This window comes from Thioalkalivibrio sp. ALE20 (assembly GCF_000381405.1).
In the GTDB taxonomy this organism is placed as follows: domain Bacteria; phylum Pseudomonadota; class Gammaproteobacteria; order Ectothiorhodospirales; family Ectothiorhodospiraceae; genus Thioalkalivibrio.
The window spans coordinates 396,305-419,947 of the sequence record NZ_KB906471.1 but is presented as its reverse complement, the minus strand read 5'-3'; the positions used below and the strand labels follow the sequence as shown (position 1 = coordinate 419,947).

The following is a 23,643-nucleotide window of genomic DNA, read 5'->3' as shown; positions in this document are numbered from 1 at the left end:
ATGACGGCCATGCGGACCACGGTGGTGACCCTGCATGGCTGGCACATGACCGGGGCGGAGATGGTGCTGCTGCGGCGCCGTCTGCATGCGGCGGGTTACCGGGTGCGGGCGTTTCGCTATCCGTCGCGCCGGGCCAGTCCCGAGGAAGTCGCGCGCGCCCTGGCGGCCTGGCTGGAGACCCTGCCGGACGACATGGTGCACCTGGTCGGCCACAGCCTTGGCGGGGTGATCCTGCGGCACCTGTTCGCGGTGGCGCCGGTGCAGCGGCCGGGGCGCGTGGTGATGCTCGGTTCCCCGCTCGCCGGCAGTCGGGTGGCCGCGCGGCTGGCCGCCAACCGGGCCGGGCGCTGGTGGCTGGGGCGCGCGCTGGATCGCGGTCTGCTGGGCGGCAGCCCGGTGCTGCGCGGGCGTCAGGTGGGGATGATCGCCGGTACCCGCGGGCGTTTTCCGGGGCCGCTGCTGACCGAACTGCCCGAACCGCATGATGGCCTGGTCGCGGTGGAGGAGACCCGGGGGCCGGAAGTGTCCCGGCATCTCCAGGCACCGGTCACCCACATGGGCCTGATCTTCAGCGATCCGGTCGCGCAGGCCGTCGCGCATTTCCTGGAGCACGGGGAATTCGACCTCTGAACCCCGTTACACTGAGCAGCGTTTCCCTGAGCACAGGCAACGAGGAGGCGGAACACCATGGCCGGTCACAGCAAGTGGGCGAACATCAAGCACCGCAAGAGCGCGCAGGACGCCAAGCGCGGCAAGCTGTTCACCAAGCTGATCCGCGAAATCACCGTGGCCGCGCGTCACGGCGGGCCGGACCCGGAGACCAATCCGCGTCTGCGTCTGGCGTTCGACAATGCCCTGAAGAACAACATGACCCGCGACACCATCGAGCGCGCGGCGAAGCGCGGTGCCGGGGAGACCGAGGGCGAGGCCTACGAGGAGCTGCGCTACGAGGGCTACGGCCCGGGCGGTGCGGCGATCATGGTCGACTGCATGACCGACAACCGCAATCGTACGGTGTCGGAGGTGCGCCACGCCTTCAACAAGATGGGCGGCAATCTCGGCACCGACGGTTCGGTGGCCTATCTGTTCGAGAAGAAGGGCGTGATCAGCTTCCCGCCGGGGCTGGACGAGGAGACGGTGATGGAGCCGGCGCTGGAGGGCGGTGCCGAGGACGTGCTGGTGGACGATGACGGTTCCATCGAGGTCATCACCGACCCGGATGTCTATCAGGACGTGCGTCAGGCCCTGCTGGATCACGGTCTGGAACCGGAAAATTCGGAGGTCACGATGCGTCCGGAGACCCTTTCCCCGCTGGACGAGGAAACCGCCGAGACGGTGCTGAAGCTCCTGAACATGCTGGACGATCTGGACGATGTGCAGAACGTCTACACCAACGCCAACTTCCCCGAAGGGGTGGGCGGCGATGGTTGAGCTCCGGATTCGGGGGCGGGGCTGAAGCGGTGCGCATCCTCGGCATTGATCCCGGTTCGCGCCTGACCGGTTTCGCGGTGATCGAAACCGGGTCGCGGCAGTCGCGCTCGCTGGGGCACGGCGTGGTGCGCCCGCGGGCGAAGGCGTTCCCCGAGCGCCTCGGCGAGATCTTTGCGGGGATCGAGGAGGTGATCGCCGAGCTGGCCCCCGAGGTGCTCGCGATCGAGAGCGTATTCGTCGCACGCAATGCGCAGTCCGCGATCAAGCTCGGGCAGGCGCGCGGGGCGGCCATCTGCGCCGCCACCCGGGCGGGGCTGCCCGTCCACGAATACACTCCGCGCGCGATCAAGCTGGCCGTGGTCGGGGTCGGTGGTGCCGGCAAGGAGCAGGTCCAGCACATGACGCAGCAGATCCTTTCTCTCGGCGAACCGGCGTCCAGCGATGCCGCCGACGCCCTGGCCGTGGCGCTGTGCCACGCGCATACCGACGCCAGCCAGGCGCGGCTGCAGCCGGCCGCCGCCATCGGCGGGGGCCGCCCATGATCGCGCGCCTGGAGGGGACCCTGATCAGCCGCGAGCCCGGTGGCGTGCTGCTGGACGTCGGCGGCGTCGGCTACGAGGTGGACGTGCCGGTGTCCACGCTGGCCCTGTTGCCGGACCCGGGCGAGACCGTGGTGCTGGCCACCCATCTGGTGGTGCGCGAGGACGCGCATCAGCTGTACGGCTTTCATCATCGCCGCGACCGTGACCTGTTCCGCCGGCTGATCCGGGTCAACGGCATCGGTGCGCGTCTGGCGCTGGCGATGCTGTCGACCTACGCCGGCGACGAGCTCGCCGGACTGATCCGGTCCGGCGACACCGCCGGTCTGGCAAAGGTGCCCGGGATCGGCAAGCGTACCGCCGAACGCGTGGCCCTGGAGCTGGGCGAGCGTCTGGGCGAACTCGGCTTTGGCGGCGCGGCGCCGGAGAAGGGGGGCGATGCGGCGCCGGCCCCGGCCGGCCCGTCGATGGAGGACGAGGCCCTGGCGGCGCTGGAGGCCCTGGGCTATGCGCGTGCCAGTGCCGAGAAGATGGTGGCCGCGGTGCGCGAACAGGCGGATTCGGTGGAGACCCTGGTGCGCCTCGCCCTGCGTGCGACCGTGCGTTCCTGAGGCTGCAGGCCGGGCCGGCGTGATCCGGCCCGGATTCCGCGAAAACCACAGTCCCGGGCCCCTGTAAATGGTTCCCGGCAGGATGCATACTGCAGCGCATGGAATCCCGCCTGGTTGACATGCAGCATCAGTCCGAGGACGCCGGCGCCGAGGTGAGTCTGCGGCCGAAACGGCTGACGGACTACAGCGGCCAGCCGCAGGTCGTGGAACAGCTGGGTCTGTTCATCGATGCCGCCCGTGGCCGGGGCGAGGCCCTCGATCACACCCTGGTGGCCGGGCCGCCGGGACTGGGCAAGACCACCCTGGCGCATATCGTCGCCCATGAGCTGGGTGTGGGCCTGCGCCAGACCTCCGGGCCGGTGCTGGAACGCGCCGGGGATCTGGCCGCGATCCTCACCGCGCTGGAACCGCGCGATGTGCTGTTCGTCGACGAGATCCACCGCCTGCCCACGGTCGTGGAAGAGGTGCTCTACCCCGCGCTGGAGGACTCGCAGCTGGATATCGTGATCGGCGAAGGGCCGGCCGCGCGCTCCATCAAGGTTGATCTGCCGCCATTCACCCTGGTCGGGGCCACCACCCGCGCGGGGCTGCTGTCGGCGCCGCTGCGTGACCGTTTCGGCATCGTGCAACGCCTCAATCATTATTCCGTCACCGACCTGGCGCATATTGTCGAGCGGGCCGCCGGGCTGCTGGGCGTGGGCATCGATGCCGCCGGGGCCGAGGCCATCGCGCGGCGCGGGCGTGGCACCCCGCGGCTGGCCAATCGCCTGCTGCGGCGGGTGCGCGACTACGCCGAGGTGCGCGCCAGCGGGGTGATTACCGCCGAGGTCGCGGAGCACGGTCTGGATCTGCTGGCGATCGACGCCGGCGGCCTGGACGCCCAGGACCGGCGCCTGCTGGAGGTGCTGGTGGACAAGTTCGACGGCGGGCCGGTGGGCGTGGAGAGCCTGGCCACCGCGCTCAACGAGGATCGCGGGACCCTGGAGGACGTGGTCGAGCCGTTCCTGATCCAGCAGGGTTACCTGCAGCGCACCCCGCGCGGCCGCCAGGCGACCCGGCGCACGCTGGCGATGTTCGACCTGCCCGGCGGGGACGGGGACCTGCTGGCCGGCGGAGGGCGTGCATGACCGCAGCCACGGATTTTCACTGGCCCGTGCGCGTCTATTACGAGGATACCGATGCCGGTGGCGTGGTCTATCACGCCAATTATCTGAAATTCATGGAGCGTGCGCGCACCGAGTGGCTGCGGGAACTCGGCTTCGAACAGGACCGTCTGAGGGCCGACTGCGGCGTGGTGTTCGCGGTTCGCCGCGCCAGCCTGGACATGCGCCGGCCGGCGCGTTTCAACGAGGCACTGGAAGTGACCTGCGAACCGCGTCGCCTGCGTCGTGCCAGCGTCGAGTTCGTCCAGGTCGTGCGCCGCGACGGCGAGCCGCTGGTTACCGGCGAGATCATGATTGCCTGCGTGGATCCCGAGCGGGCCGTGCCGGCCGCCGTGCCGGAATCCGTTTACCGCGCGATGCACGCGGCGATCGCAACCGATACCGAAGCAACAGGCTGAGGGAGAAGATCCGTGGAAGTCGATTTTTCGATGTACCAGCTCATCATGGAGGCCAGCCTGGTGGTCCAGCTGGTGATGATCATCCTGGTCCTGGCCTCGGTGTTCTCGTGGCTGGCCATCATCGTGAAGGCGCGCACGCTGCGCGGCGTGGACCGTGCGGCCGACGATTTCGAGGAACGTTTCTGGTCGGGCGCGGATCTGTCCCATCTCTACGAGGGATTGCGGCGCAAGACCGTACTGAACCCGATGGAGCACGTGTTCTCCTCCGGGTTCAAGGAGTTCCTGCGTGCGCGCCAGCACGGCATGCCGCCCGCCGAGCCGGCCCAGGGCGCGATGCGGGTGGCGATCTCGCGCGAGCTGGACGGCATGGAACGCTATCTGCAGTTCCTGGCCACGGTCGGGTCGACCAGCCCGTACATCGGCCTGTTCGGCACCGTCTGGGGCATCATGCACGCGTTTCTCGGGCTCTCCGGGGTGCAGCAGGCGACCCTGGCGATGGTCGCCCCGGGCATTGCCGAGGCCCTGATCGCCACCGCGCTGGGGCTGTTCGCGGCGATCCCGGCGGTGATCGCCTATAACCGCTTCTCCGGGGACGTGGATCGTATTGCCGGGCGGCTGGAGAACTTCAGCGAGGAGTTCGCGGGCCTGCTCAACCGCCAGTCCCATCCGCGCGCAAGCGAGGCGTCGGTCGCCACGACCGGCGAATAAACCATGGCGAAGACCTCGCTCCGCAGTCAGCGTCGCAGCCGGCGGCCGATGTCGCAGATCAACGTCGTGCCGTTCATCGACGTGATGCTGGTGCTGCTGATCATCTTCATGATCACCGCGCCCATGCTGCAGCAGGGGGTGGAAGTGGATCTGCCCGAGGCCCAGGCCGAGGCGCTGGATGACGGGACCGAGGCGGCCGAACCGCTGGTCGTCACGGTGGACGCCGCGGGCGCGCTCAGCCTCAACCAGGGGCCGCGGGTGAATGAACCGCTGGCGCCCGAGGAGATGACCGAGATCGTTATCCAGTTCCTCGAGGACCACCCGGGCACGCAGACCTACGTGCGCGGCGACCGCAATGTGGACTACGGACGGGTGATCGACGCGATGATCGCGCTGCAGCGGGCAGGGGGCGGCCGCGTGGGCCTGATCACCGATCCGCCGCGCGACGACTGAACCGGCTGCCGTGTTCGAACTGCTGCGACAACATCCGTTTGCCCTGCTGCTGGTGCTGGCGCTGCATGGCGTGCTGTTCGCGGCGCTGTTGCTGAACGTCAACCTTGCGCCGGACAGCCGTTCCGGGGAACCCCTGGAGATTACGACCGGCGACGAGGTGGAAGTGGTCCAGGCCGAGGCGGTGGACGCCGAGACCTTCGACCGCATCCAGCATGAACGCGAAGTCGCGGAGCAGGAGGCGATCGCCGAGGCCCTGCGCGAGGAAGAGGAACGCCGCCGCGCCGAGGAACAGCGCAGGCTGGAAGAACAGCGCCGGCGCGAGGCCGAGGAGCAGGCCCGGCGCGAGGCACTGGAAGAGGCGGAGCGGGCACGCCGGCAGGCACAGGAAGAAGCCGAACGTCTGGAGCGTGAGCGCGAGGCCGCCGAACAGGCCCGGCGCGAGGCAGAAGAAGAGCGCGAGCGCGCGGAACAGGAACGGCGCGAACGCGAGGAGGCCGAACGTCAGGCCCGCGAGGAACAGGAGCGCCGCGAGCAGGAGGAGGCCGAACGCAGGGCACGCGAGGAAGCCGAGCGGCGCGCCGAAGCCGAGCGGGAACTCGAGGAGCAGCGCCGGCGCGAACGCATGGAAGAGGAGATGCAGCGCATGGCCGAGGCCGCGGAACGCCGCGAGGCGGCGCAGGCGGCCGCTGAACGCCGCGAGGCGATCGAGGAGTGGCAGGCACAGGCCAGCGCGGTGGTCCAGCGCCGCTGGCGCGAACCCGCGGACGTCAGCGCGTCGGACCGGGCGACGGTGCACGTGCGGGTCAACGAGACCGGGCGTATCATCAGTTTCGAGGTGGAGCGCTGCGCCGGAGGGCCGGCATTCTGCGCGTCCGTGGAGGAGGCGATCGAGCGCCTGCGTGCCCTGCCGGAGCCGCCGGATGCCGACGCCGCGGCGCGCGGGGTCCGGATCCAGTTCGAACCGCAGTGACGGTGAGGTTTCAATGGCATTGCAGGCACCAATGATGAAAAAGATGTTGCAGCCCCTGACGGGCCTGCTCGGGATTGCCCTGATGCTGGGGGGCTCCCAGGCGCACGCGGTGCTGGAGGTCACGGTGACCGAGGGCGTGTCGGGGGCGATCCCGGTAGCCGTGGCGCCGTTCGAGTGGCGCGGCGAAGGTGAGCCGGAGACCCGCATGAGCGGGATCCTGGGGGACAATCTGCACCGCAGCGGGCTGTTCGAGGTGCTGCGCGAGGACCTGCCTTCGGGGGCCACCGGGCCTGCGGACTTCATTCCGGAGCCCTGGGGTGCGGCCGGGGCCGAGTACGTGGTGGTCGGCAGCAAGCGCCCGGACGGCGATCGCGTGGTGGTGGATTTCCATGTGTTCGACGTCCTTGCCGAGGAACGCCTCGGCGGCTGGCGCATCCCGGTGCCGGCCGACATGCTGCGGCGCGGCGGGCACCGGGTGTCGGATCTCGTGTTCGAGGCCATCACCGGCGATCCGGGGGCGTTCAGTGCGCGCATTGCCTTCGTGCAGGTGCAGCGCGACGGCGACGGCCGCCAGTTCCGTCTGCAGGTTGCCGACTCCGACGGCGCGAATCCGCGCACCCTGTACCGCTCGTCGGATCCGGTGATGTCGCCGGCCTGGTCGCCGGATGGCAACGAACTGGTGTATGTGTCGTTCGAGAACCGGCAGTCCGAGGTCTTCCGCCACGACGTGCGCAGCGGCGAGCGGGTGAGCCTGGCCCGGTTCCGGGGAATCAACAGTGCGCCGGCGTGGTCGCCGGACGGACGCTACCTGGCGCTGAGCCTGTCGCGCGACGGCAGTCCCAATATCTATCGGCTGGATCTGCAGAGCGGGGACCTGGAGCAGCTGACGCGGTCCTCTGCGATCGAGACCGAACCGGCGTGGTCGCCGGACGGCGGGACCATCTATTTCACCTCCGACCGTGCCGGGGCACCGCAGATCTACCGCATGGACGCCGACGGCGGGGATGTCCGGCGGCTGACCTTCGAGAGCGGATATGCGGCGGGTGTCACGGTGTCCCCGGACGGTGATTCGGTAGTGTATGTGGAGGGGGGCGATGGCGGCTTCCGTCTGGCCCGCCTGGATCTCGGCGACCGTCGTGTCACGCGACTGACCGATTCCGGTAACGCCGAGTCCCCAAGCTTTGCTCCCAACGGAAGCATGATCCTTTACGCCATCAGCGAAGGCACTCGTGGCGTCCTGGGCTCGGTGAGCCGGGATGGCCGGGTACACCAGCGGCTGGAGGGCCGGGACGGCGAGGTGCGTGAACCGGCCTGGTCGCCACTCGGCGAATGAGGGGCTGCGCGGATTCTTTGATGATTGACAACACCCTGAGGAAACGAACGATGAATCACCTGATTCGCTGGGGCGTTCTGGCCCTTGTCGTGGGCTCGCTGGCGGCCTGCGCCCAGCCGGTGCGCGATGCCGAGGATCCGGCCGAGCGCGAGGCACGTGAGGCGGCACAAGCCGAGGCCGAGGCCGAGCGGGAGGCCCGCGAGCGGCGCGAGCGCGAGGCACGGGGACTGGGCGAGGACCGGCGTCTGGACGCCGCGGCACTGGATGACCCGGACAGCCTGCTGGCCGACCGCCTGGTGTATTTCGAATTCGACCGTGACGAGGTGAAGCGCGAGTACGAGGAGATGCTGGAGGCGCATGCCGAGTATCTCGCGGCCAACCCCGGTGCGCGGCTGCGTCTGGAAGGGCATACCGACGAACGGGGTACCCGTGAGTACAACCTGGGGCTGGGTGAGCGCCGTGCGCAGTCCGTGCGTCGGGTGCTGAACCTCAACGGGGCCGAGGACGAGCAGATCGAGGTCGTCAGCTACGGCGAGGAGATGCCGGTGGCCTTCGAACAGACCGAAGAGGCCTGGGCGCAGAACCGGCGCGTGGAACTGGTATACGACCGTCGGCAGTGATGATGGTGATGGATACGCGTCCCATGCAGGCGATTCGGCGGCGGGCCGGGCAGCGTTTCCCGCAGGGTGCCCTGCGGGGCGCCCTGCTGGCCGGGATGCTTCCGGTCCTGCTGCTGGCCGGGCCCCCGGTGCTGGCGCAGGAAGACGGCATCGTGGCGACGCAGTCGCAGGTGCGGGAGCTGGACCGCCGGCTGGATCGCATCGAACGCAGGCTGGATTCCAGTGCGCTGGCGGACATGCTGCGCGGCGTCGAGGAGATGCAGCGGGATCTGCGCAATCTGCGCGGAGAAGTCGATACCCTGAATCACCGCCTTGACCGCCTGGAAGAGCGCCAGCGGGACCAGTTTGCTCATCTCGACGAGCGGCTGGCGACGCTGGAGGCCGGCGGTGTCGCCAGCGAAGGCGAGGCGCCGCAAGAAGAAGTGGTGGATTTCGATCTGCCGGACGCGGGCGAGCAGGAGGCCTACCAGGAGGCCTTCTCGGTCCTGATGGACGGGGATTATGCCGGGGCGATCCGGCAGCTGGAGGCGTTCATCGAGCGGTTCCCGGACGGGGATTTTGCCGCCAACGCCTGGTACTGGCTGGCCGAAGCCAAATATGCCAGTGGCGATTTCGAGGCCGCGCTGGAAGACTTCGAGCGGTTGCGTGAGCAGTTTCCGGAGAGTGACAAGCAGGGCGATGCCCTGCTGAAGATCGGTTACTCGCATTACGAGCTCGAGGATTTCGAGGCCGCGCGCGAGGCGCTGGAACAGGTGCGCGAGGAATACGGCGGCACCACGCTGGATCGCCTTGCGCGCGAACGCCTGCAGCGGATGGACGGCTCGTGAGCGTGGAAGCACCGCTGCGCCGCACCACGGCACCGGCCTCTGCGTCCGGGAGCGCACCCCGGCTGCGCCTGAGCGAGATGTTCGTTTCGCTGCAGGGCGAGGCGGCGCAGGTGGGCTGGCCCACGGTGTTCGTGCGCCTGACCGGCTGCCCGCTGCGCTGTCGCTGGTGTGACACCGAATACGCCTTCGAGGGTGGCGAGACCACCGACGTCGACACGGTGCTGCAGAGGGTGACGGGCGAGGGGGTGCGCCACGTGTGCGTCACCGGGGGCGAGCCGCTGGCCCAGCCGGGCAGCCGTGCCCTGATCACGGGCCTGTGTGATGCCGGCCTGGCGGTCACCATCGAGACCTCCGGTGCCATGGACGTGAGCGACGTGGATCCGCGCGCCGGGCTGGTCATGGACTGGAAGGCACCCGCGTCCTGCGAGTCCGGGCGTAACCGGGCGGAAAACCTCGCGTATCTGGGGGAGGGCGACCAGCTGAAGTTCGTGCTCGCCAACCGGGCGGATTTCGAATGGGCGCGTGACGCCCTCCCCGGGATGGGCCTGGATCCGGCGGTGGAAGTCCTGTTTTCCCCGGTACATGGCGAGCTGGAGCCGCGGCTGCTGGCCGACTGGATCGTGGCCGAACGCCTGCCGGTACGTTTTCAGGTGCAGCTGCACAAGTGGCTGTGGGGCGACGAGCCGGGGCGTTGATGGCCACGGGGGCGAATGAACGCGCCGTGGTCCTGCTGTCGGGCGGACTGGACTCGGCCACCTGCCTGGCGCTGGCGCGGGAGCAGGGGCTGGAATGCCACGCCCTGTCGGTGGACTACGGGCAGCGCCACGCCACCGAGCTGCAGGCGGCGCGGCGTGTGGCCGCGGCCGCCGGGGTGGCCGACCATCGCGTGGTGCATGTCGACCTGGCTGCCATTGGCGGCTCCGCGCTGACCGACTCGGCCATCGAGGTGCCCGAGGCCGGCGGCGAGGGTATCCCGGTGACCTACGTGCCGGCGCGCAACACCGTGTTTCTGTCGCTGGCCCTGGGGTTTGCCGAGACCCTGGGCGCCCACCGTCTGGTGGTGGGCGCCAACGCGGTCGACTACTCCGGCTATCCCGACTGCCGCCCCGCGTTCATCGAGGCCTTTCAGTCGCTGGCGCGCGTCGCGACGGCGACCGGCGTGGAGGGCGCGCCATGGTCGGTGGAGGCCCCGCTGATGCATCTGAGCAAGGCGCAGATCATCCGCGAAGGGGCGCGTCTGGGCGTGGACTATTCGCTGACGGTGTCGTGTTACCGGGCCGACGCGGACGGGCGCGCCTGTGGCACCTGCGATTCCTGCCGCCTGCGTGCCGACGGTTTCGCGGCGGCCGGGATCCCCGATCCCACCCGTTATGCCGGATGAGGCCCGGCCCCGGGCCCGGCAGGTTCGCCCGGGGAAGCACGGAATGAAACCTCTCTCGATCTCGTCTGGTGGTCGATGTATGCTGCGCGGCCCTGAACGGCGAAACCGGATGCCCTGCTCCGGTCGGTCGTGCAGCCCGAGTGACAACTGATCAAGAGGGTTTGACGCATGGAATTCTCCAGCTTTTCCGCAGCCGCCACGGCGGTGCTGGTCGGAACGTTCATCCTCGCCTTCATCATGGGGGCGGTCGCCAACAAGACCAACTTCTGCACCATGGGTGCGGTCTCCGACTGGGTGAACATGGGTGACACCGGGCGCATGCGCTCCTGGCTGCTGGCCATCGCCGTGGCCATGCTGGGCGTGAGCACCCTGGAATTCTTTGGCGTGCTGAGCGCCGAAGGTTCGTTTCCTCCCTACCGCATGGATAACCTGAACTGGCTCGGACACGTGCTGGGCGGTTTCCTGTTCGGGATCGGCATGACCTACGGCTCGGGCTGCGGTAACAAGACCCTGGTGCGCGTGGGCGGCGGCAACATCAAATCGGTGATGGTGATGGTCCTGATCGGCATCGTCGCCTACTTCCTGCTGAGCACGCAGTCGGTGTTCGGCACCGGCGAGACCCTCAACCAGCTGCTGTTCGGCTGGATGGACGCCACCGCGATCACGCTGTCCGGCGGCCAGGATCTCGGCTCGATCGTCGCGGGCGATGCCGACGGCACCGCGCGTCTGGTGCTGGGCCTGGTCATCGGCGTGCTGCTGCTGGCGCTGATCTTCAAGGCGGCGGACTTCCGCAAGAGCTTCGACAACATCCTCGGCGGGCTGGTGATCGGCCTGGTGGTGATCGGTGCCTGGTGGCTGACCAGCAACGTGCAGGTGGCCGACGAGATGGGCGACACCTACACCCCGACGGCCTATCTGGCCGACTGGGACTTCCTGGGCGAGCCCGGTGAAGAGCGCCCGGCCGACCAGCTGCGTTTCTGGAACAACCAGTCCTTCACCTTCATCGCCCCGATGGGCCAGAGCGCGGCCTACGTGAAGGAAGGCTTCGACAGCCGCTTCCTGTATTTCGGCGTGATGGCGCTGGCGGGCGTGATCCTGGGCTCGTTCTTCTGGTCGTTGGTGTCGCGCAGCTTCCGCATTGAGTGGTTCTCGTCGCTGCGCGATTTCTGGAACCACTTCGCCGGGGGCATACTGATGGGCGTGGGCGGCATCCTCGCGATGGGCTGTACCGTGGGGCAGGCCATCACCGGGGTCTCCACGCTGGCGATCGGCGGGTTCCTGACCTTTATCTTCATCGTGTTCGGCGCGGCCCTGACCATGAAGATCCAGTACTACAAGATGGTCTATGAAGACGAAGCCAGCTTCGGCAAGGCGCTGATCACCTCGCTGGTGGACATGAAGCTCCTGCCGTCGAAGATGCGCAGCCTCGAGGCGATCTGATCGCCGGCGGGGCGGGAACCTTCCTGCCCGGGCGGGCCGCGATCGCGGCCCGCCTTGCGTTTTGGCGACGGGGCCGTACACTACGCCCCCGTTGCAGATCACACGGGTCGTTAGCTCAGTTGGTAGAGCAGTGGACTTTTAATCCATTGGTCGTAGGTTCGAATCCTACACGACCCACCATCTCCCCGGTCCCGGACCGGCACAAGGCCCGTTCAGCGGGCCTTTTGTGTTTCCGGCATGCAGACACGCTACAATGTCGGGTTACGAAACCAACGGCGAAAGTGGCGGAACTGGTAGACGCGCTGGGTTTAGGTCCCAGTGGGGTAACACCCGTGAGAGTTCGAGTCTCTCCTTTCGCACCAGGAACCCCGTCCGGCCGCGAGACGACGGCCCCGCGCCCGGACACGACTGATTTCCGAACCATTTGACGAGGCCCTCCATGCAAGTTTCCGTTGAAGCCACTGGCAACCTGGACCGCAAGATGACCGTCCAGGTCCCCTCCGAACGCGTCGACACCGAGGTCGACAACCGCCTGAAGAACCTCGCCAAACGGGTCCGGCTCGACGGCTTCCGCCCGGGCAAGGTGCCGCTCAAGGTGGTGCGTCAGCGCTACGGGGCCGGGGTGTACCAGGAGGTGCTCAGCGAAGTCCTGCAGGAGAGTTACCGCGAGGCGGTGCAGCAGGAGGGCCTGGAGCCGGCGGGCAGCCCGAGCATCGAGCCGAAATCGGTGGAAAACGGTCAGCCGATCGAGTTCGAGGCGTCCTTTCAGGTCTTCCCGGAGATCGAGGTCGCCGACCTGTCCGGGGTCGAGATCGAACGCCCGGTGGCCGAAATCGGTGACGAGGACATCGATCGCGTGATCGATACCCTGCGCGAACAGCACAAGGAATGGCAGGCGGTCGAGCGTGCAGCGGCCTCGGGCGACCGCATCACCCTGGACTTCGTCGGCAAGCTCGACGGCGAGGCCTTCGAGGGCGGACAGGCCGAGGACTTTCAGGTGGAGATCGGCAGCGGGCGCCTGCTGGCGGAGTTCGAGAACCAGCTCGAAGGCGTGAAAACGGGCGAGGAAAAGACCATCGAGGTCACCTTCCCGGAGGATTACCCGGCGGAGGTCCTCAAGGGCCGGACCGCGACCTTCGATATCACGGTCAAGGCGGTGGAAGAGGCCCGGCTGCCCGCGGTCGACGCGGCCTTCGCGGAGAAATTCGGCATCGAGGACGGCTCGGTGGAGAAACTTCGCGAGGATGTGCGGTCCAACATGGAGCGGGAGCTGAATCAGGCGCTGAAGAGCAAGATCAAGCAGCAGGTCATGGATGCGCTGGTGGAACGCCACGACTTCGACCTGCCGGATGCCCTGGTGAAGTCCGAAATCAATCGCCTGCGCGAAGACGCCGAGAAGCGCTTCGGCGGGGCGGAGCAGACGCAGCCGCTGCCGGACAGCCTGTTCGAGGAAGAGGCGAAACGGCGGGTGCGCCTGGGCCTGGTGCTGCGGCATCTGATCGACGACAAGGGTTTCGAAGTGGATCGCGAGCGGGTCGAGCAGGAGCTCGACAACATGGCCGCGACCTACGAAGACCCCGAAGAGGTCAAGCAGTACTACCGCACGCAGCCGCAGGCCATGCAGAACCTGGAGTCCATCGTCCTGGAAGACCAGGTGGTGGACTGGGTGGTGGAACAGGGCAATGTTACCGACAAGCCCACCACCTTCCAGGACGTAATGAATCCGAACAAGGAGTCGAGCGAATGACGCACGACATGGGCGATCAGGGTGCGCAGCATACCCAGGGCCTGAACCTGGTGCCGATGGTGGTCGAGCAGACCGCCCGCGGCGAGCGCGCCTATGACATCTACTCCCGGCTGCTGAAGGACCGGGTGATCTTCTGCGTGGGGCCGGTCGAGGACTACATGGCCAACGTGATCGTCGCGCAGATGCTGTTCCTGGAATCCGAGAATCCGGACAAGGAAATCAGCCTCTACATCAATTCGCCGGGTGGTGCGGTCACCGCCGGCATGGCGATCTACGACACCATGCAGTTCATCAAGCCGCAGGTGTCCACGCTTTGCGTGGGCCAGGCGGCGAGCATGGGGGCCGTGCTGCTGGCCGGCGGCGCCGAGGGCAAGCGCTACGCCCTGCCGCATTCGCGCGTGATGATCCACCAGCCGCTTGGCGGCTTCCAGGGTCAGGCGACGGACATCGACATCCATGCCCGCGAGATCCTCAAGATCAAGGAAGAACTCAACCGCGTGCTGGCGAAGCACACCGGTCAGACGGTGAAACAGATCGAGCAGGACACCGACCGTGACCGGTTCATGACGGCCTCCGAGGCGCAGGAATACGGCCTGGTCGACAACGTGCTGGCCGACCGCGCGGAAGCCGGCGAGAAATCCGGATCCTGATGCCTAGACCGCACGAACACTTGGCTCGTTTGCACCGGCCGGTGAAACGGGGCATGTTCGAAAGGAATTGCAATCCAATCGAGGGCAACGGATGAGCGACGACAAGAACCCTCCCGCGGACGGCAAGCTGCTGTACTGCTCCTTCTGCGGGAAAAGCCAGCACGAGGTGCGCAAGCTGATCGCGGGGCCTTCCGTGTTCATCTGCGACGAGTGCGTTGAGCTGTGCAACGACATCATCCGCGAGGAGATGCAGGAGGCCGGCCAGACCGAGCATGCCTCGCTGCCGCGGCCCCGTGAAATCCGGGACACCCTGGATGATTACGTGATCGGCCAGAACGACGCGAAGAAGATCCTCTCCGTCGCCGTCTACAACCATTACAAGCGCATGGAGGCGCGGGCCGGCAAGGATGAAGTGGAGCTGTCAAAGTCCAACATCCTGCTGATCGGTCCGACCGGATCCGGCAAGACCCTGCTGGCGGAGACCCTGGCCCGGGTGCTCAACGTCCCGTTCACCATCGCCGACGCGACCACCCTGACGGAGGCGGGCTACGTTGGCGAGGACGTCGAAAACATCATCCAGAAGCTGCTGCAGAAGTGTGATTACGACGTCGAGAAGGCGGAGAGCGGGATCGTCTACATCGACGAGATCGACAAGGTATCGCGCAAGGCCGACAACCCCTCGATCACCCGTGACGTCTCGGGCGAGGGCGTGCAGCAGGCCCTGCTCAAGCTGATCGAGGGCACGACCGCCTCGATCCCCCCGCAGGGCGGGCGCAAGCATCCGCAGCAGGAGTTCCTGAACGTCGACACCAGCAACATCCTGTTCATCTGCGGTGGTGCCTTCTCCGGCCTGGACAAGGTGATCCAGCAGCGGGCGGAGAAAGGGACCGGCATCGGCTTTTCCGCGGCGCTGGCGAGCAAGGACGAGGACGCCTCCTCGGACCACTGGCTGAAACAGCTGGAGGCCGACGATCTGGTGCGTTACGGCCTGATCCCGGAATTCGTCGGGCGTCTGCCGGTGCAGGCGACCCTGGACGAGCTGGACGAGGATGCCCTGATCACGATCCTCACGCAGCCGAAGAACGCGCTGGTCAAGCAGTATGCGCGGCTGTTCGAGATGGAAGGTGTCGAGCTGGAGTTCCGCGACGATGCGCTGCACGCGATCGCCGCGAAGGCGCTGGAGCGCAAGACCGGTGCCCGCGGCTTGCGGACCATCCTGGAGAACATCCTGCTGGACACGATGTACGAACTGCCGTCCATGGAGGGGGTCACCAAGGTCGTGATCGACGAGGCGGTGATCCGCGGGGACGCCGAGCCCTACCTGATCTACGACAACACCTCGTACACCCGGCAGGCCGCCGCGGACTCCTGAGCGGGAAACATCGGCGGGGCGACCCTTGAAAGCCGCGCGGGTCGCCCCCATTTCCCCCCTACATTCGCCCAGCCCTGAGGGGGCCACATGACCGACGACCGTCCTTCCCAGAACGAGGTGGAATCGCCCGTCAAGCGCGTTGCGGTGCTGCCGCTGCGCGACGTCGTGGTGTATCCGCACATGGTCATTCCGCTGTTCGTCGGGCGCGAGAAATCGATTCGCGCGCTGGATTCGGCGATGGCAGAGAACAAGCAGGTCCTCCTGGTCGCGCAGAAGAGCGCCGAGGTGGACGAACCCGACGCCGGGGATCTCCACGAGATCGGGACCCTCGGCAACATCCTCCAGCTCCTGCGCCTGCCCGACGGCACCATCAAGGTGCTGGTGGAAGGCGCGCAGCGTGCCCGCGTGATGGATGTCTCCACCACCGGGGATCCCGAGCAGGAAGAAGACTACTTCGTCTCCGACATCAAACTGATCGATGAGGAATTCGATACCGAGGACAAGGAACTCGAGGTCCTCGGGCGCTCCGCGCTGAACCAGTTCGAGCAGTACATCAAGCTGAACAAGAAGGTCCCGCCGGAGATCCTGACCTCGCTGGCCGGGATCGACGACACCTCGCGCCTGGCCGACACCATCGCCGCGCACATGTCGCTGAAACTCGAGGAGAAGCAGCAGGTCCTCGAGATCGCCAACGTGCGCGAGCGTCTGGAGCATCTGGTCGCCAAGATCGAGGGCGAGATGGACGTGCTGCAGATCGAGAAGAAGATCCGCGGCCGCGTGAAGCAGCAGATGGAGAAGTCCCAGCGGGAGTACTACCTGAATGAGCAGATGAAGGCCATTCAGAAGGAGCTGGGCGACCTCGAGGACGCACCCAACGAGCAGGAGGACCTGGCGGAGAAGATCGAGAACGCCGGGATGTCCGAAGAGGCGAAGAAGAAGGCGACCGCCGAGCTCAACAAGCTCAAGATGATGTCGCCGATGTCCGCCGAGGCCACGGTGGTGCGCAGCTACATCGACTGGCTGGTGTCGCTGCCGTGGAAAAAGAAGACCCGCGTCTCCAAGGATCTCAAGCGTGCCGAGAAGATCCTCAACGAGGATCACTACGGGCTGGAAGAGGTCAAGCAGCGCATCCTGGAATATCTCGCGGTGCAGTCGCGCGTGCGCAAGCTGAAGGGGCCGATCCTGTGTCTGGTGGGGCCGCCCGGCGTCGGCAAGACCTCGCTGGGGCAGTCCATCGCGCGGGCCACCAACCGCAAGTTCATGCGCATGGCGCTGGGCGGAGTGCGTGACGAGGCCGAGATTCGCGGTCACCGGCGCACCTATATCGGGTCGCTCCCGGGCAAGATCATCCAGAACCTGTCCAAGGTCGGGGTGCGCAACCCGCTGTTCCTGCTGGACGAGATCGACAAGATGGCCATGGATTTCCGTGGGGATCCGGCCTCCGCGATGCTCGAGGTGCTGGATCCGGAACAGAACCACACCTTCAGCGACCACTACCTGGAGGTCGACTTCGATCTCTCGGACGTGATGTTCGTGGCCACGGCCAACAGCATGCACATCCCCGGGCCGCTGCTGGATCGCATGGAAGTGATCCGCCTGTCCGGCTACACCGAGGACGAGAAGGTCAACATCGCGCACACCTACCTGATCCCCAAGCAGATCAAGACCAACGGTCTGAAGAAGGGCGAGATCAACATCTCCGATGCGGCGGTGCGCGACGTGGTCCGCTACTACACTCGCGAGGCCGGGGTGCGTGCGCTGGAGCGCGAGATCGCCAAGATCTGCCGCAAGGTGGTCAAGCAGCGCACCCTGTCGAAGGGCAAGGACGCCGACCGCATGACTTCGGTTACGCCCAAGACCCTGGACAAGTACCTGGGCGTGCGGCGCTACCGCTTCGGCCAGGCCGACGAGGCCGACCGGGTCGGCCAGGTCACCGGCCTGGCGTGGACCGAGGTCGGCGGGGAACTGCTGACCATCGAGTCCTCGGTGGTGCCCGGCAAGGGCAAGACCCAGCAGACCGGCAAGCTCGGTGACGTGATGCAGGAGTCGGTCCACGCCGCGCTCACGGTGGTCCGGTCCCGCGCCGCTGCCCTTGGCCTGGAAGAGAACTTCCACGAGAACAAGGACCTCCACATCCACGTCCCCGAGGGCGCCACACCCAAGGACGGTCCTTCGGCCGGGATCGGCATGTGCACGGCCATTGTTTCGGCGCTGACGAACATCCCGGTCCGTGCCGATGTGGCCATGACCGGGGAAATCACGCTCCGCGGGCAGGTCCTGCCGATTGGCGGGCTCAAGGAGAAACTGCTGGCGGCGCATCGCGGGGGTATCCGTACGGTCCTGATCCCGGAGGAAAACGAGAAGGATCTGGTGGATATCCCGAAGAACATCAAGCAGAAGCTGGATATTCGCCCGGTGCGCTGGATCGACGAGGTTCTGGAAGTCGCCCTGGCCGAGATGCCGGAAGCCCGTGCCGGCGAGTCGGCGGAGGGCGAGGCGCCCGCCGAGGAAGTCGTTTCCGACAAGAAGAAACCCTCGCGGGGTCGTGGCCGGGTCCGGCATCACTGATCCGTCCACACACCCGGGGGAGAGGGCCCGGGGCGAGGACTTTTGTCGAGCCGGTCGCAGGGAGCGGCGACCGGCGTTTGACACCTTTTTCGCAGCCTTGCTATAAACCGGATCGCATTGTCCGGATCCGGTTGTCGACCCCATTCCCGTTCCCTGCACAGGCCGTGGCGGCATCGGCCCGGATTGTTGTAAGCTTGGCCCTGCCGGCTGCACGCCCGAGTCACCAAAACGATAAGGAACCGTTTCATGAATAAATCCGAATTGATCGACGCGATCGCCGCGGAAGCCGATGTTCCCAAGGCTCAGGCCGGCAAGGTGGTCGATGCCATGGTCAGCGTAATCGGGGATTCCCTTGCCAAGGGTGATCAGGTATCATTGGTTGGCTTCGGGACGTTCCTCGTCCGCGAACGTGAGGCGCGCACCGGGCGCAACCCGCGCACCGGCGAGACGATCCAGATCGCCGCGTCGAAAACGCCCGGTTTCAAGGCTGGCAAAGCGTTGAAGGATCGGGTAAACTAAAGAGCTTTACCGGGTGCTTAGCTCAGTTGGTAGAGCGTCGCCCTTACAAGGCGAATGTCGGCGGTTCGAATCCGTCAGCACCCACCAGGCGCAGACCTGCTCGATGCGGCTGCGCTGAAAAGAATACGGAGCGGTAGTTCAGTTGGTTAGAATACCGGCCTGTCACGCCGGGGGTCGCGGGTTCGAGTCCCGTCCGCTCCGCCATATTTCGAAAGGCGCCCTCCGGGGCGCCTTTTTTGTTGGTGTGTCCGACAGACGGCGGAGGGCGCGCCTGCTACCATTGACCTGTTTTCCCTGCTGAACCCGAACGGACAAAACCAGCATGCTGCAAGCAATTCGAGATCGGGCGACCGGCTGGCTCGCCTACGTAATCATCGGCCTGATCGCGGTCCCCTTCGCCCTGTGGGGCGTGGGCGAATACTTCGGCGGAGCCGGCGACATCGTGGCTGCCGAGGTCAACGGCGTGGACATCGATACCCGGTCCGTGCATCAGGAGGCGCGTGCCCAGCGGGATGAACTCCGCCGCATGTTCGGCGGCGAGATCCCGGACGAATTCGATGACGAGGGGATCCGGCTGCAGGCGCTGGAGAGCCTGATTCGCGAGACCCTGTTGCGTCAGGCGGCCGGTGATCTCGGGTTTACCGCCGCCAGCGAATCGGTGCGCCGCGAGATCCGCGCGATGCCGGTGTTTCAGGAGGGCGGGCAGTTCAGTCCCGAGCGCTATTCCCAGCTGTTGTCGGCCCAGCGCATCAGTCCCGCGGATTTCGAGGATGACATCGGTCGCTCGCTGGTGATGTCGCAGATCCAGACGGGCATCCGCGAGTCGGGTCGCTTCGACGAAGGCCTGGTGGACGAGTACGCCGCGCTGCGCAATCAGGTGCGGACGGTGAGCTGGCGGGTGTTCGCGGCGGAGGATTTCGATCGCCCCGGCGTGGTGGACGAGGACGCCGTTCAGGCCTACTACGAAGCGAATCCGGAGGAGTTCACGACCGCAGAGCGTTTGCGGGTGGAGTATCTTCAGCTCGATCCGGCATCGCTGGAAGAGGCCGTCGAGCTGAGCGAGGAAGACATCGTGGAGCACTACCGCGCCAACCGGTCGCGTTACGAGGAACCGGAACTGCGCGATGTTCGGGTCATTCGCCTGGCAGACGAGGACGACGCCGAGGCACGGATTGGCGAGCTGCATCAGCGGATCGAGGACGGCGAGGATTTTGCGGAGCTTGCCGAGGAATACTCCGAGGATTCCCTGAGCGCGCCGCGGGGCGGCCGCATGGGGGAGCTGGCCCGCGGGGATCTGGGATCGTCGACCCTGGAGACGGTGATCTTCAGTCTGCCCGAGGGGATGGTGAGCCAGCCGGTGCGGACCGATCAGGGCTGGTACATCATCCAGGTGACTGCGGTCGAGGATGCCCGCGCACAGCCGCTGGAGCAGGTGCGTGACGACGTGGAATCCGACCTGCGCGACCGGCGTGCCGAGCAGATGCAGATCGATGCGCTGGACGACCTGATGTCGCTGAGCGTCGAGTTTCCGGAAAGTCTGGAGCCCGCGGCCGAGGCGACCGGGCTGGAGATCCGCACGACCGACTGGTTCACCCGCGACTCGGGCAGCGGCATCGCGGACTCGCGTTCCGTGCGCGATGCGGCCTTCGGCGAGCGGGTGCGCGAGCGCGGAGAGAACAGCGATGCCCTGGATCTCGATGATGGCTCGACGATCGTGCTTCGCGTGGCCGAACGGGAAGAGGCGGAGCTGCGCCCGCTGGCCGAGGTCGAGGACGAGATTCGGGCCCGGTTGCAGGCCGAAGCGGCCGCCGAAGCGGCGCGCGAAGCCGGCGAGGCCCTGCTGGAAGACCTGCGAGAGGCTGACGACTGGGCGGCTGCCATCGAAGACGAGGGCAGCTGGACGCGCTCGCGCGAGCTGCGCCGGGATACCCGCGACGGTGACGTGCCGGACGGCCTGGTGGCACCGGTGTTCCGTCTGGCCGCACCCGGAGAGGACGGGCCGCGACTGGCGGGCCTGACGCTGTCCGGCGGTGACTTTGCCGTGGTGGCCCTGGAGGCGGTGCAGGCCGGGGGCATGCAGGAGGATCCGGCTCTGCGCCAGCAGGCCCGCGACCAGCTGCGCAACGCCTACGGCGGTGCCGAGATGCGTGCCTATCTGGCGTGGCTGGAGTCCGAGGCCGATATTCAGCGTTTTCCGGAGAACCTGGAGTAGAGGGTAGAGGGAGTAGAGAAAGAGCCGGGCGGTATCAGGCCGCCCGGCCGCGCACAAAAAAAGGCCCGGCCAGATGACTGGCCGGGCCTTTCTCGGTTCAGAGCCCCGGCGGCCGGCAGGCCGCTGCTTGTGGCCTAGCTGTCGAGGCCGATCTCGTGCTGGCCGAGGCCCACGGTGTTGTAACCGGAGTCGACGTACATCACCTCACCGGTGATTCCCGACGCCAGGTCGGAGCACAGGAACGCCCCGGCATTGCCAACCTGATCAATGGTGACGTTACGCCGCAGCGGGGCGTTGCTCTCGACATGGTCGAGGATGCGCTTGAAATCCCCGATCCCGGATGCCGCGAGGGTGCGGATGGGGCCGGCGGAGACGGCGTTCACGCGGGTGCCCTCCGGCCCGAGGGTGTAGGCCAGATAGCGGACATTCGCTTCGAGGCTCGCCTTCGCCAGACCCATCACGTTGTAGTTGGGCATGGATCGCTGGGCGCCAAGGTAGCTGAGCGTCAGGATGGAGGCATCGCGATCCTTCATCATCGCGCGTCCGGCCTTGGCGAAGGCCGCCAGCGAGTAGGAGCTGACATCATGCGCGGTGCGAAAGCCGTCGCGGGTCATGTTGTCGAGGAAATCGCCGTCCAGTTCCTCCTTGGGCGCATAGGCCACGGAGTGAACCAGAATGTCGACGCCGTCCCAGTAGTCGTCCAGGTGTTCGAAGACCTGTTCGATCTCTTCATCGCTCTCGACGTTGCAGGGGATCAGGATGTCCGAGTCGAAATCGGCGACCAGTTTTTCCACGCGGTCGCGCATCCGTTCGTTCTGATAGGTGAAGGCCAGCTCCGCGCCCTCCCGGTGCAGCGCCGCGGCGATGCCATAGGCGATGGAACGGTTGCTGGCGACCCCGACGACCAGGGCGCGCTTGCCGGTGAGAAAGCCCATGAAACTCTCCTTGCTGGTTTGATGCGATTGGCGTCGCGGACGCGTGTTCCCGGGATCATACCGATGTGCCCCGGGTCGGGCCAGCGCGTCAGGTGTCCGCGCGGGCGACGGTCGCGTCGTCGTGATCGATGTGCAGGACCAGGGTCTCGCCGGCGCGGATGCGGTCGCCGTTAAGGCCGTTCCAGCGCCGCACGTCTTCCACCGAGACCTCGAAGCGCCGGGCGATGCCGGACAGCGAATCCCCCGGGCGGACCTCGTAGTGCACCGTGCCTTCATCGCCGTGTGCCGCCGCGACCTGCAGTACATCCCCGGGCTGCAGGGTGGTGTCGCGCCCGAGGTCGTTGACCCGGCGCAGCTCGCTCAGGCTCATGCCGGTGGACTGGCTGATGGTCCAGAGGCTGTCGCCGCGGCGGACTTCGTATTCCGTCAGTGAATCCGCATCGCCGGCCTCGGCGACGGCCGTGGCGGCCCCGGCGTCGTCCCCGCCCACCGGCAGGCGCAGGGTCTGGCCCGCGCGAATCAGGTCGCCATTGAGATCGTTCATCTGCCGCACGACCGCGACCTCGGTGCCGGCGTCGCGCGCGATACGGCCGAGGTTGTCGCCCGCGCGCACGGTGTATTCGCGGAAACGCAGTAGCGGATCGTCGCCGTGTTCCGCCAGCGCGGTTTCCAGACGGTCCGCGGCTTCGGCCGGCACGAACAGGTGCCGCGCATGTTCGGGATGCGTGGCGTGCCGGTGGTAGCCGGGGTTCAGGCGTTCCAGCTCGGCGGTATCCAGCTCGGCCATGTCCGCGACCAGGGCCAGATCCGCCTGGCGTTCCGGGCGGACGATCTCTAGCGCCGGTTCGTTGGCCACGGGGGTCAGGGTCACGCCGTGTTCATCCGGCGCGCGGAACAGCTCGCGCAGGGCCAGCAGGCGGGGAACGTAGGCATGCGGTTCGGCCGGCAGGTCAAGGCTCCAGTAGTCGGTGTCGCGGCCCTGCGCGGCATTGGCCTCCATCGCCCGGCGGACGTTCCCCTGGCCCCAGTTGTAGGCGGCCAGGGCGAGGTACCAGTCGTCGAAGCGGGAATGCAGGTATTCGAGATAGTCGAGTGCCGCCAGGGTCGACTGGTAGACATCGCGCCGGCCGTCGTACCAGTCGTCGCGGTGCAGGTCGAAATGATCCCCGGTGGACGGTATGAACTGCCAGATCCCGGCGGCACGTCCGCTGGAGGTGGCTTCCGGGGCATAGCCGCTCTCCACGATGGGAAGCAGCAGGAGTTCCGCCGGCATGTCACGAGCCTCGAGCTCCGACAGGATAAAATAGGCGAAGGGTTCGGCCCGCCGCGTGGAGAGTTCGATGATGCGCGGCTGATCGCGATAATGGTCGAGATAACGCTGGACGCGATCGTGGTCGAGTTCGTCGCTGAAACCGTAGTTCAGCCGGGCACGTTCCCACAGGTCGTCGGTTTCGGCGGCACGCTTTTCCGCCTTTTCGGCCTGGCGCTGCATGGCGGATTCGACGTCCTGGGCGTCGTAGGTGCGCGCCTGTGGGGTACGCGCCTCGGCCGGACTCCCGGTACCGGTGTCGGCGGTATCCAGTGACCGCTCGCGGTCGTGTAGGCTACAACCGGAGAACAGGGCCACGGTAACGGCGAGGGCCAGCGGGCGAACGGGAACAGCGGGGCATCGAAGTTTCATGGGGACGAAGGATAAACCAGCCAACCCGGAGCACCAAGCACGGGCACGCGATTGCCTCGCCCGGTGGTATGCCCAGCCTCAGGGC

The 23,643-nt window shown here is 67.0% G+C and carries 23 protein-coding genes and 4 tRNA genes; 25 read left to right on the top strand and 2 right to left on the bottom strand.

The features are described from left to right. The 25 genes from F790_RS0102065 (at position 1) to F790_RS0101945 (ending at position 20,942) form a co-directional block, all read left to right on the top strand. Positions 1-630, top strand: a complete 630-nt coding sequence (locus F790_RS0102065; protein ID WP_019590713.1) for a triacylglycerol lipase — start codon at positions 1-3, stop codon at positions 628-630. A 57-nt stretch (positions 631-687) separates the two neighbouring features. Continuing rightward, positions 688-1,431 carry a YebC/PmpR family DNA-binding transcriptional regulator gene (locus F790_RS0102060; protein ID WP_019590712.1) on the top strand — a complete coding sequence of 248 codons (744 nt, stop codon included), beginning with the start codon at positions 688-690 and terminating at the stop codon, positions 1,429-1,431. A 29-nt stretch (positions 1,432-1,460) separates the two neighbouring features. Further along, positions 1,461-1,973, top strand: a complete 513-nt coding sequence (gene ruvC / locus F790_RS0102055) for a crossover junction endodeoxyribonuclease RuvC (RefSeq protein ID WP_019021239.1) — start codon at positions 1,461-1,463, stop codon at positions 1,971-1,973. Next, positions 1,970-2,581, top strand: a complete 612-nt coding sequence (gene ruvA / locus F790_RS0102050) for a Holliday junction branch migration protein RuvA (protein WP_019569118.1) — start codon at positions 1,970-1,972, stop codon at positions 2,579-2,581. Before ruvC ends, ruvA begins: the two co-directional genes overlap by 4 nt. Positions 2,582-2,679: 98 nt before the next feature. Then, positions 2,680-3,708 carry a Holliday junction branch migration DNA helicase RuvB gene (gene ruvB / locus F790_RS0102045; RefSeq protein WP_018870019.1) on the top strand — a complete coding sequence of 343 codons (1,029 nt, stop codon included), beginning with the start codon at positions 2,680-2,682 and terminating at the stop codon, positions 3,706-3,708. After that, complete coding sequence (ybgC, locus tag F790_RS0102040; protein WP_019021237.1) at positions 3,705-4,142, top strand: tol-pal system-associated acyl-CoA thioesterase; 438 nt, start codon at positions 3,705-3,707, stop codon at positions 4,140-4,142. Before ruvB ends, ybgC begins: the two co-directional genes overlap by 4 nt. Before the next feature lie 30 nt (positions 4,143-4,172). Further along, the gene (gene tolQ, locus F790_RS0102035) at positions 4,173-4,850 is read left to right on the top strand and encodes a protein TolQ (protein WP_026300757.1); all 678 of its coding nucleotides are present in this window, start codon (positions 4,173-4,175) and stop codon (positions 4,848-4,850) included. Positions 4,851-4,853: 3 nt separating this feature from the next. Then, entirely contained in the window at positions 4,854-5,303 is a 450-nt protein-coding gene (gene tolR, locus F790_RS0102030) for a protein TolR (RefSeq protein WP_019589295.1), read from the top strand. A gap of 10 nt (positions 5,304-5,313) precedes the next feature. After that, entirely contained in the window at positions 5,314-6,273 is a 960-nt protein-coding gene (gene tolA, locus F790_RS0102025; protein WP_019021235.1) for a cell envelope integrity protein TolA, read from the top strand. Between the two features lie 43 nt (positions 6,274-6,316). After that, a complete protein-coding gene (tolB, locus tag F790_RS0102020) occupies positions 6,317-7,606 on the top strand; it encodes a Tol-Pal system beta propeller repeat protein TolB (RefSeq protein ID WP_019590711.1) in 1,290 nt (429 codons plus the stop codon). Positions 7,607-7,656: 50 nt separating this feature from the next. Then, on the top strand, positions 7,657-8,226 hold the full coding sequence (gene pal / locus F790_RS0102015) for a peptidoglycan-associated lipoprotein Pal (RefSeq protein WP_019590710.1): 570 nt from the start codon (positions 7,657-7,659) through the stop codon (positions 8,224-8,226). Continuing rightward, positions 8,226-9,053 carry a tol-pal system protein YbgF gene (gene ybgF, locus F790_RS0102010; protein WP_019590709.1) on the top strand — a complete coding sequence of 276 codons (828 nt, stop codon included), beginning with the start codon at positions 8,226-8,228 and terminating at the stop codon, positions 9,051-9,053. Before pal ends, ybgF begins: the two co-directional genes overlap by 1 nt. Further along, on the top strand, positions 9,050-9,748 hold the full coding sequence (gene queE / locus F790_RS0102005) for a 7-carboxy-7-deazaguanine synthase QueE (protein WP_019590708.1): 699 nt from the start codon (positions 9,050-9,052) through the stop codon (positions 9,746-9,748). The genes ybgF and queE overlap by 4 nt, the downstream gene beginning before the upstream one ends. After that, entirely contained in the window at positions 9,748-10,434 is a 687-nt protein-coding gene (queC, locus tag F790_RS0102000) for a 7-cyano-7-deazaguanine synthase QueC (protein ID WP_019590707.1), read from the top strand. Before queE ends, queC begins: the two co-directional genes overlap by 1 nt. A gap of 168 nt (positions 10,435-10,602) precedes the next feature. Then, the gene (locus tag F790_RS0101995) at positions 10,603-11,874 is read left to right on the top strand and encodes a YeeE/YedE family protein (RefSeq protein WP_019021230.1); all 1,272 of its coding nucleotides are present in this window, start codon (positions 10,603-10,605) and stop codon (positions 11,872-11,874) included. A 104-nt stretch (positions 11,875-11,978) separates the two neighbouring features. After that, positions 11,979-12,054: transfer RNA gene (locus F790_RS0101990), tRNA-Lys, on the top strand. A 95-nt stretch (positions 12,055-12,149) separates the two neighbouring features. Further along, positions 12,150-12,236 (top strand) — tRNA-Leu (locus tag F790_RS0101985). Between the two features lie 77 nt (positions 12,237-12,313). Continuing rightward, the gene (tig, locus tag F790_RS0101980; protein WP_019021229.1) at positions 12,314-13,621 is read left to right on the top strand and encodes a trigger factor; all 1,308 of its coding nucleotides are present in this window, start codon (positions 12,314-12,316) and stop codon (positions 13,619-13,621) included. Continuing rightward, positions 13,618-14,271 carry an ATP-dependent Clp endopeptidase proteolytic subunit ClpP gene (gene clpP, locus F790_RS0101975; RefSeq protein ID WP_019589299.1) on the top strand — a complete coding sequence of 218 codons (654 nt, stop codon included), beginning with the start codon at positions 13,618-13,620 and terminating at the stop codon, positions 14,269-14,271. Before tig ends, clpP begins: the two co-directional genes overlap by 4 nt. A gap of 91 nt (positions 14,272-14,362) precedes the next feature. Next, positions 14,363-15,643 (top strand): ATP-dependent Clp protease ATP-binding subunit ClpX, encoded by a 1,281-nt coding sequence (clpX, locus tag F790_RS0101970; protein WP_019569109.1) that lies wholly within the window; start codon positions 14,363-14,365, stop codon positions 15,641-15,643. An 87-nt stretch (positions 15,644-15,730) separates the two neighbouring features. Beyond that, positions 15,731-18,211 carry an endopeptidase La gene (gene lon, locus F790_RS0101965; RefSeq protein ID WP_019590706.1) on the top strand — a complete coding sequence of 827 codons (2,481 nt, stop codon included), beginning with the start codon at positions 15,731-15,733 and terminating at the stop codon, positions 18,209-18,211. 231 nt (positions 18,212-18,442) lie between these two features. Then, positions 18,443-18,730 carry an HU family DNA-binding protein gene (locus F790_RS0101960; protein ID WP_255349426.1) on the top strand — a complete coding sequence of 96 codons (288 nt, stop codon included), beginning with the start codon at positions 18,443-18,445 and terminating at the stop codon, positions 18,728-18,730. A gap of 11 nt (positions 18,731-18,741) precedes the next feature. Further along, positions 18,742-18,817 (top strand) — tRNA-Val (locus tag F790_RS0101955). A gap of 40 nt (positions 18,818-18,857) precedes the next feature. Beyond that, positions 18,858-18,934 (top strand) — tRNA-Asp (locus tag F790_RS0101950). Between the two features lie 118 nt (positions 18,935-19,052). Further along, positions 19,053-20,942, top strand: coding sequence for a SurA N-terminal domain-containing protein (locus tag F790_RS0101945; RefSeq protein ID WP_019021226.1), 1,890 nt, complete (start codon positions 19,053-19,055; stop codon positions 20,940-20,942). Between the two features lie 134 nt (positions 20,943-21,076). Here F790_RS0101945 and F790_RS0101940 read toward each other — a convergent pair whose 3' ends face one another. Together F790_RS0101940 and F790_RS0101935 are read right to left on the bottom strand one after the other, a co-directional pair. Then, a complete protein-coding gene (locus F790_RS0101940; protein WP_018870002.1) occupies positions 21,077-21,877 on the bottom strand; it encodes an enoyl-ACP reductase in 801 nt (266 codons plus the stop codon). Between the two features lie 88 nt (positions 21,878-21,965). Then, complete coding sequence (locus F790_RS0101935; protein ID WP_051075349.1) at positions 21,966-23,558, bottom strand: LysM peptidoglycan-binding domain-containing protein; 1,593 nt, start codon at positions 23,556-23,558, stop codon at positions 21,966-21,968. Positions 23,559-23,643: the final 85 nt, after the last annotated feature.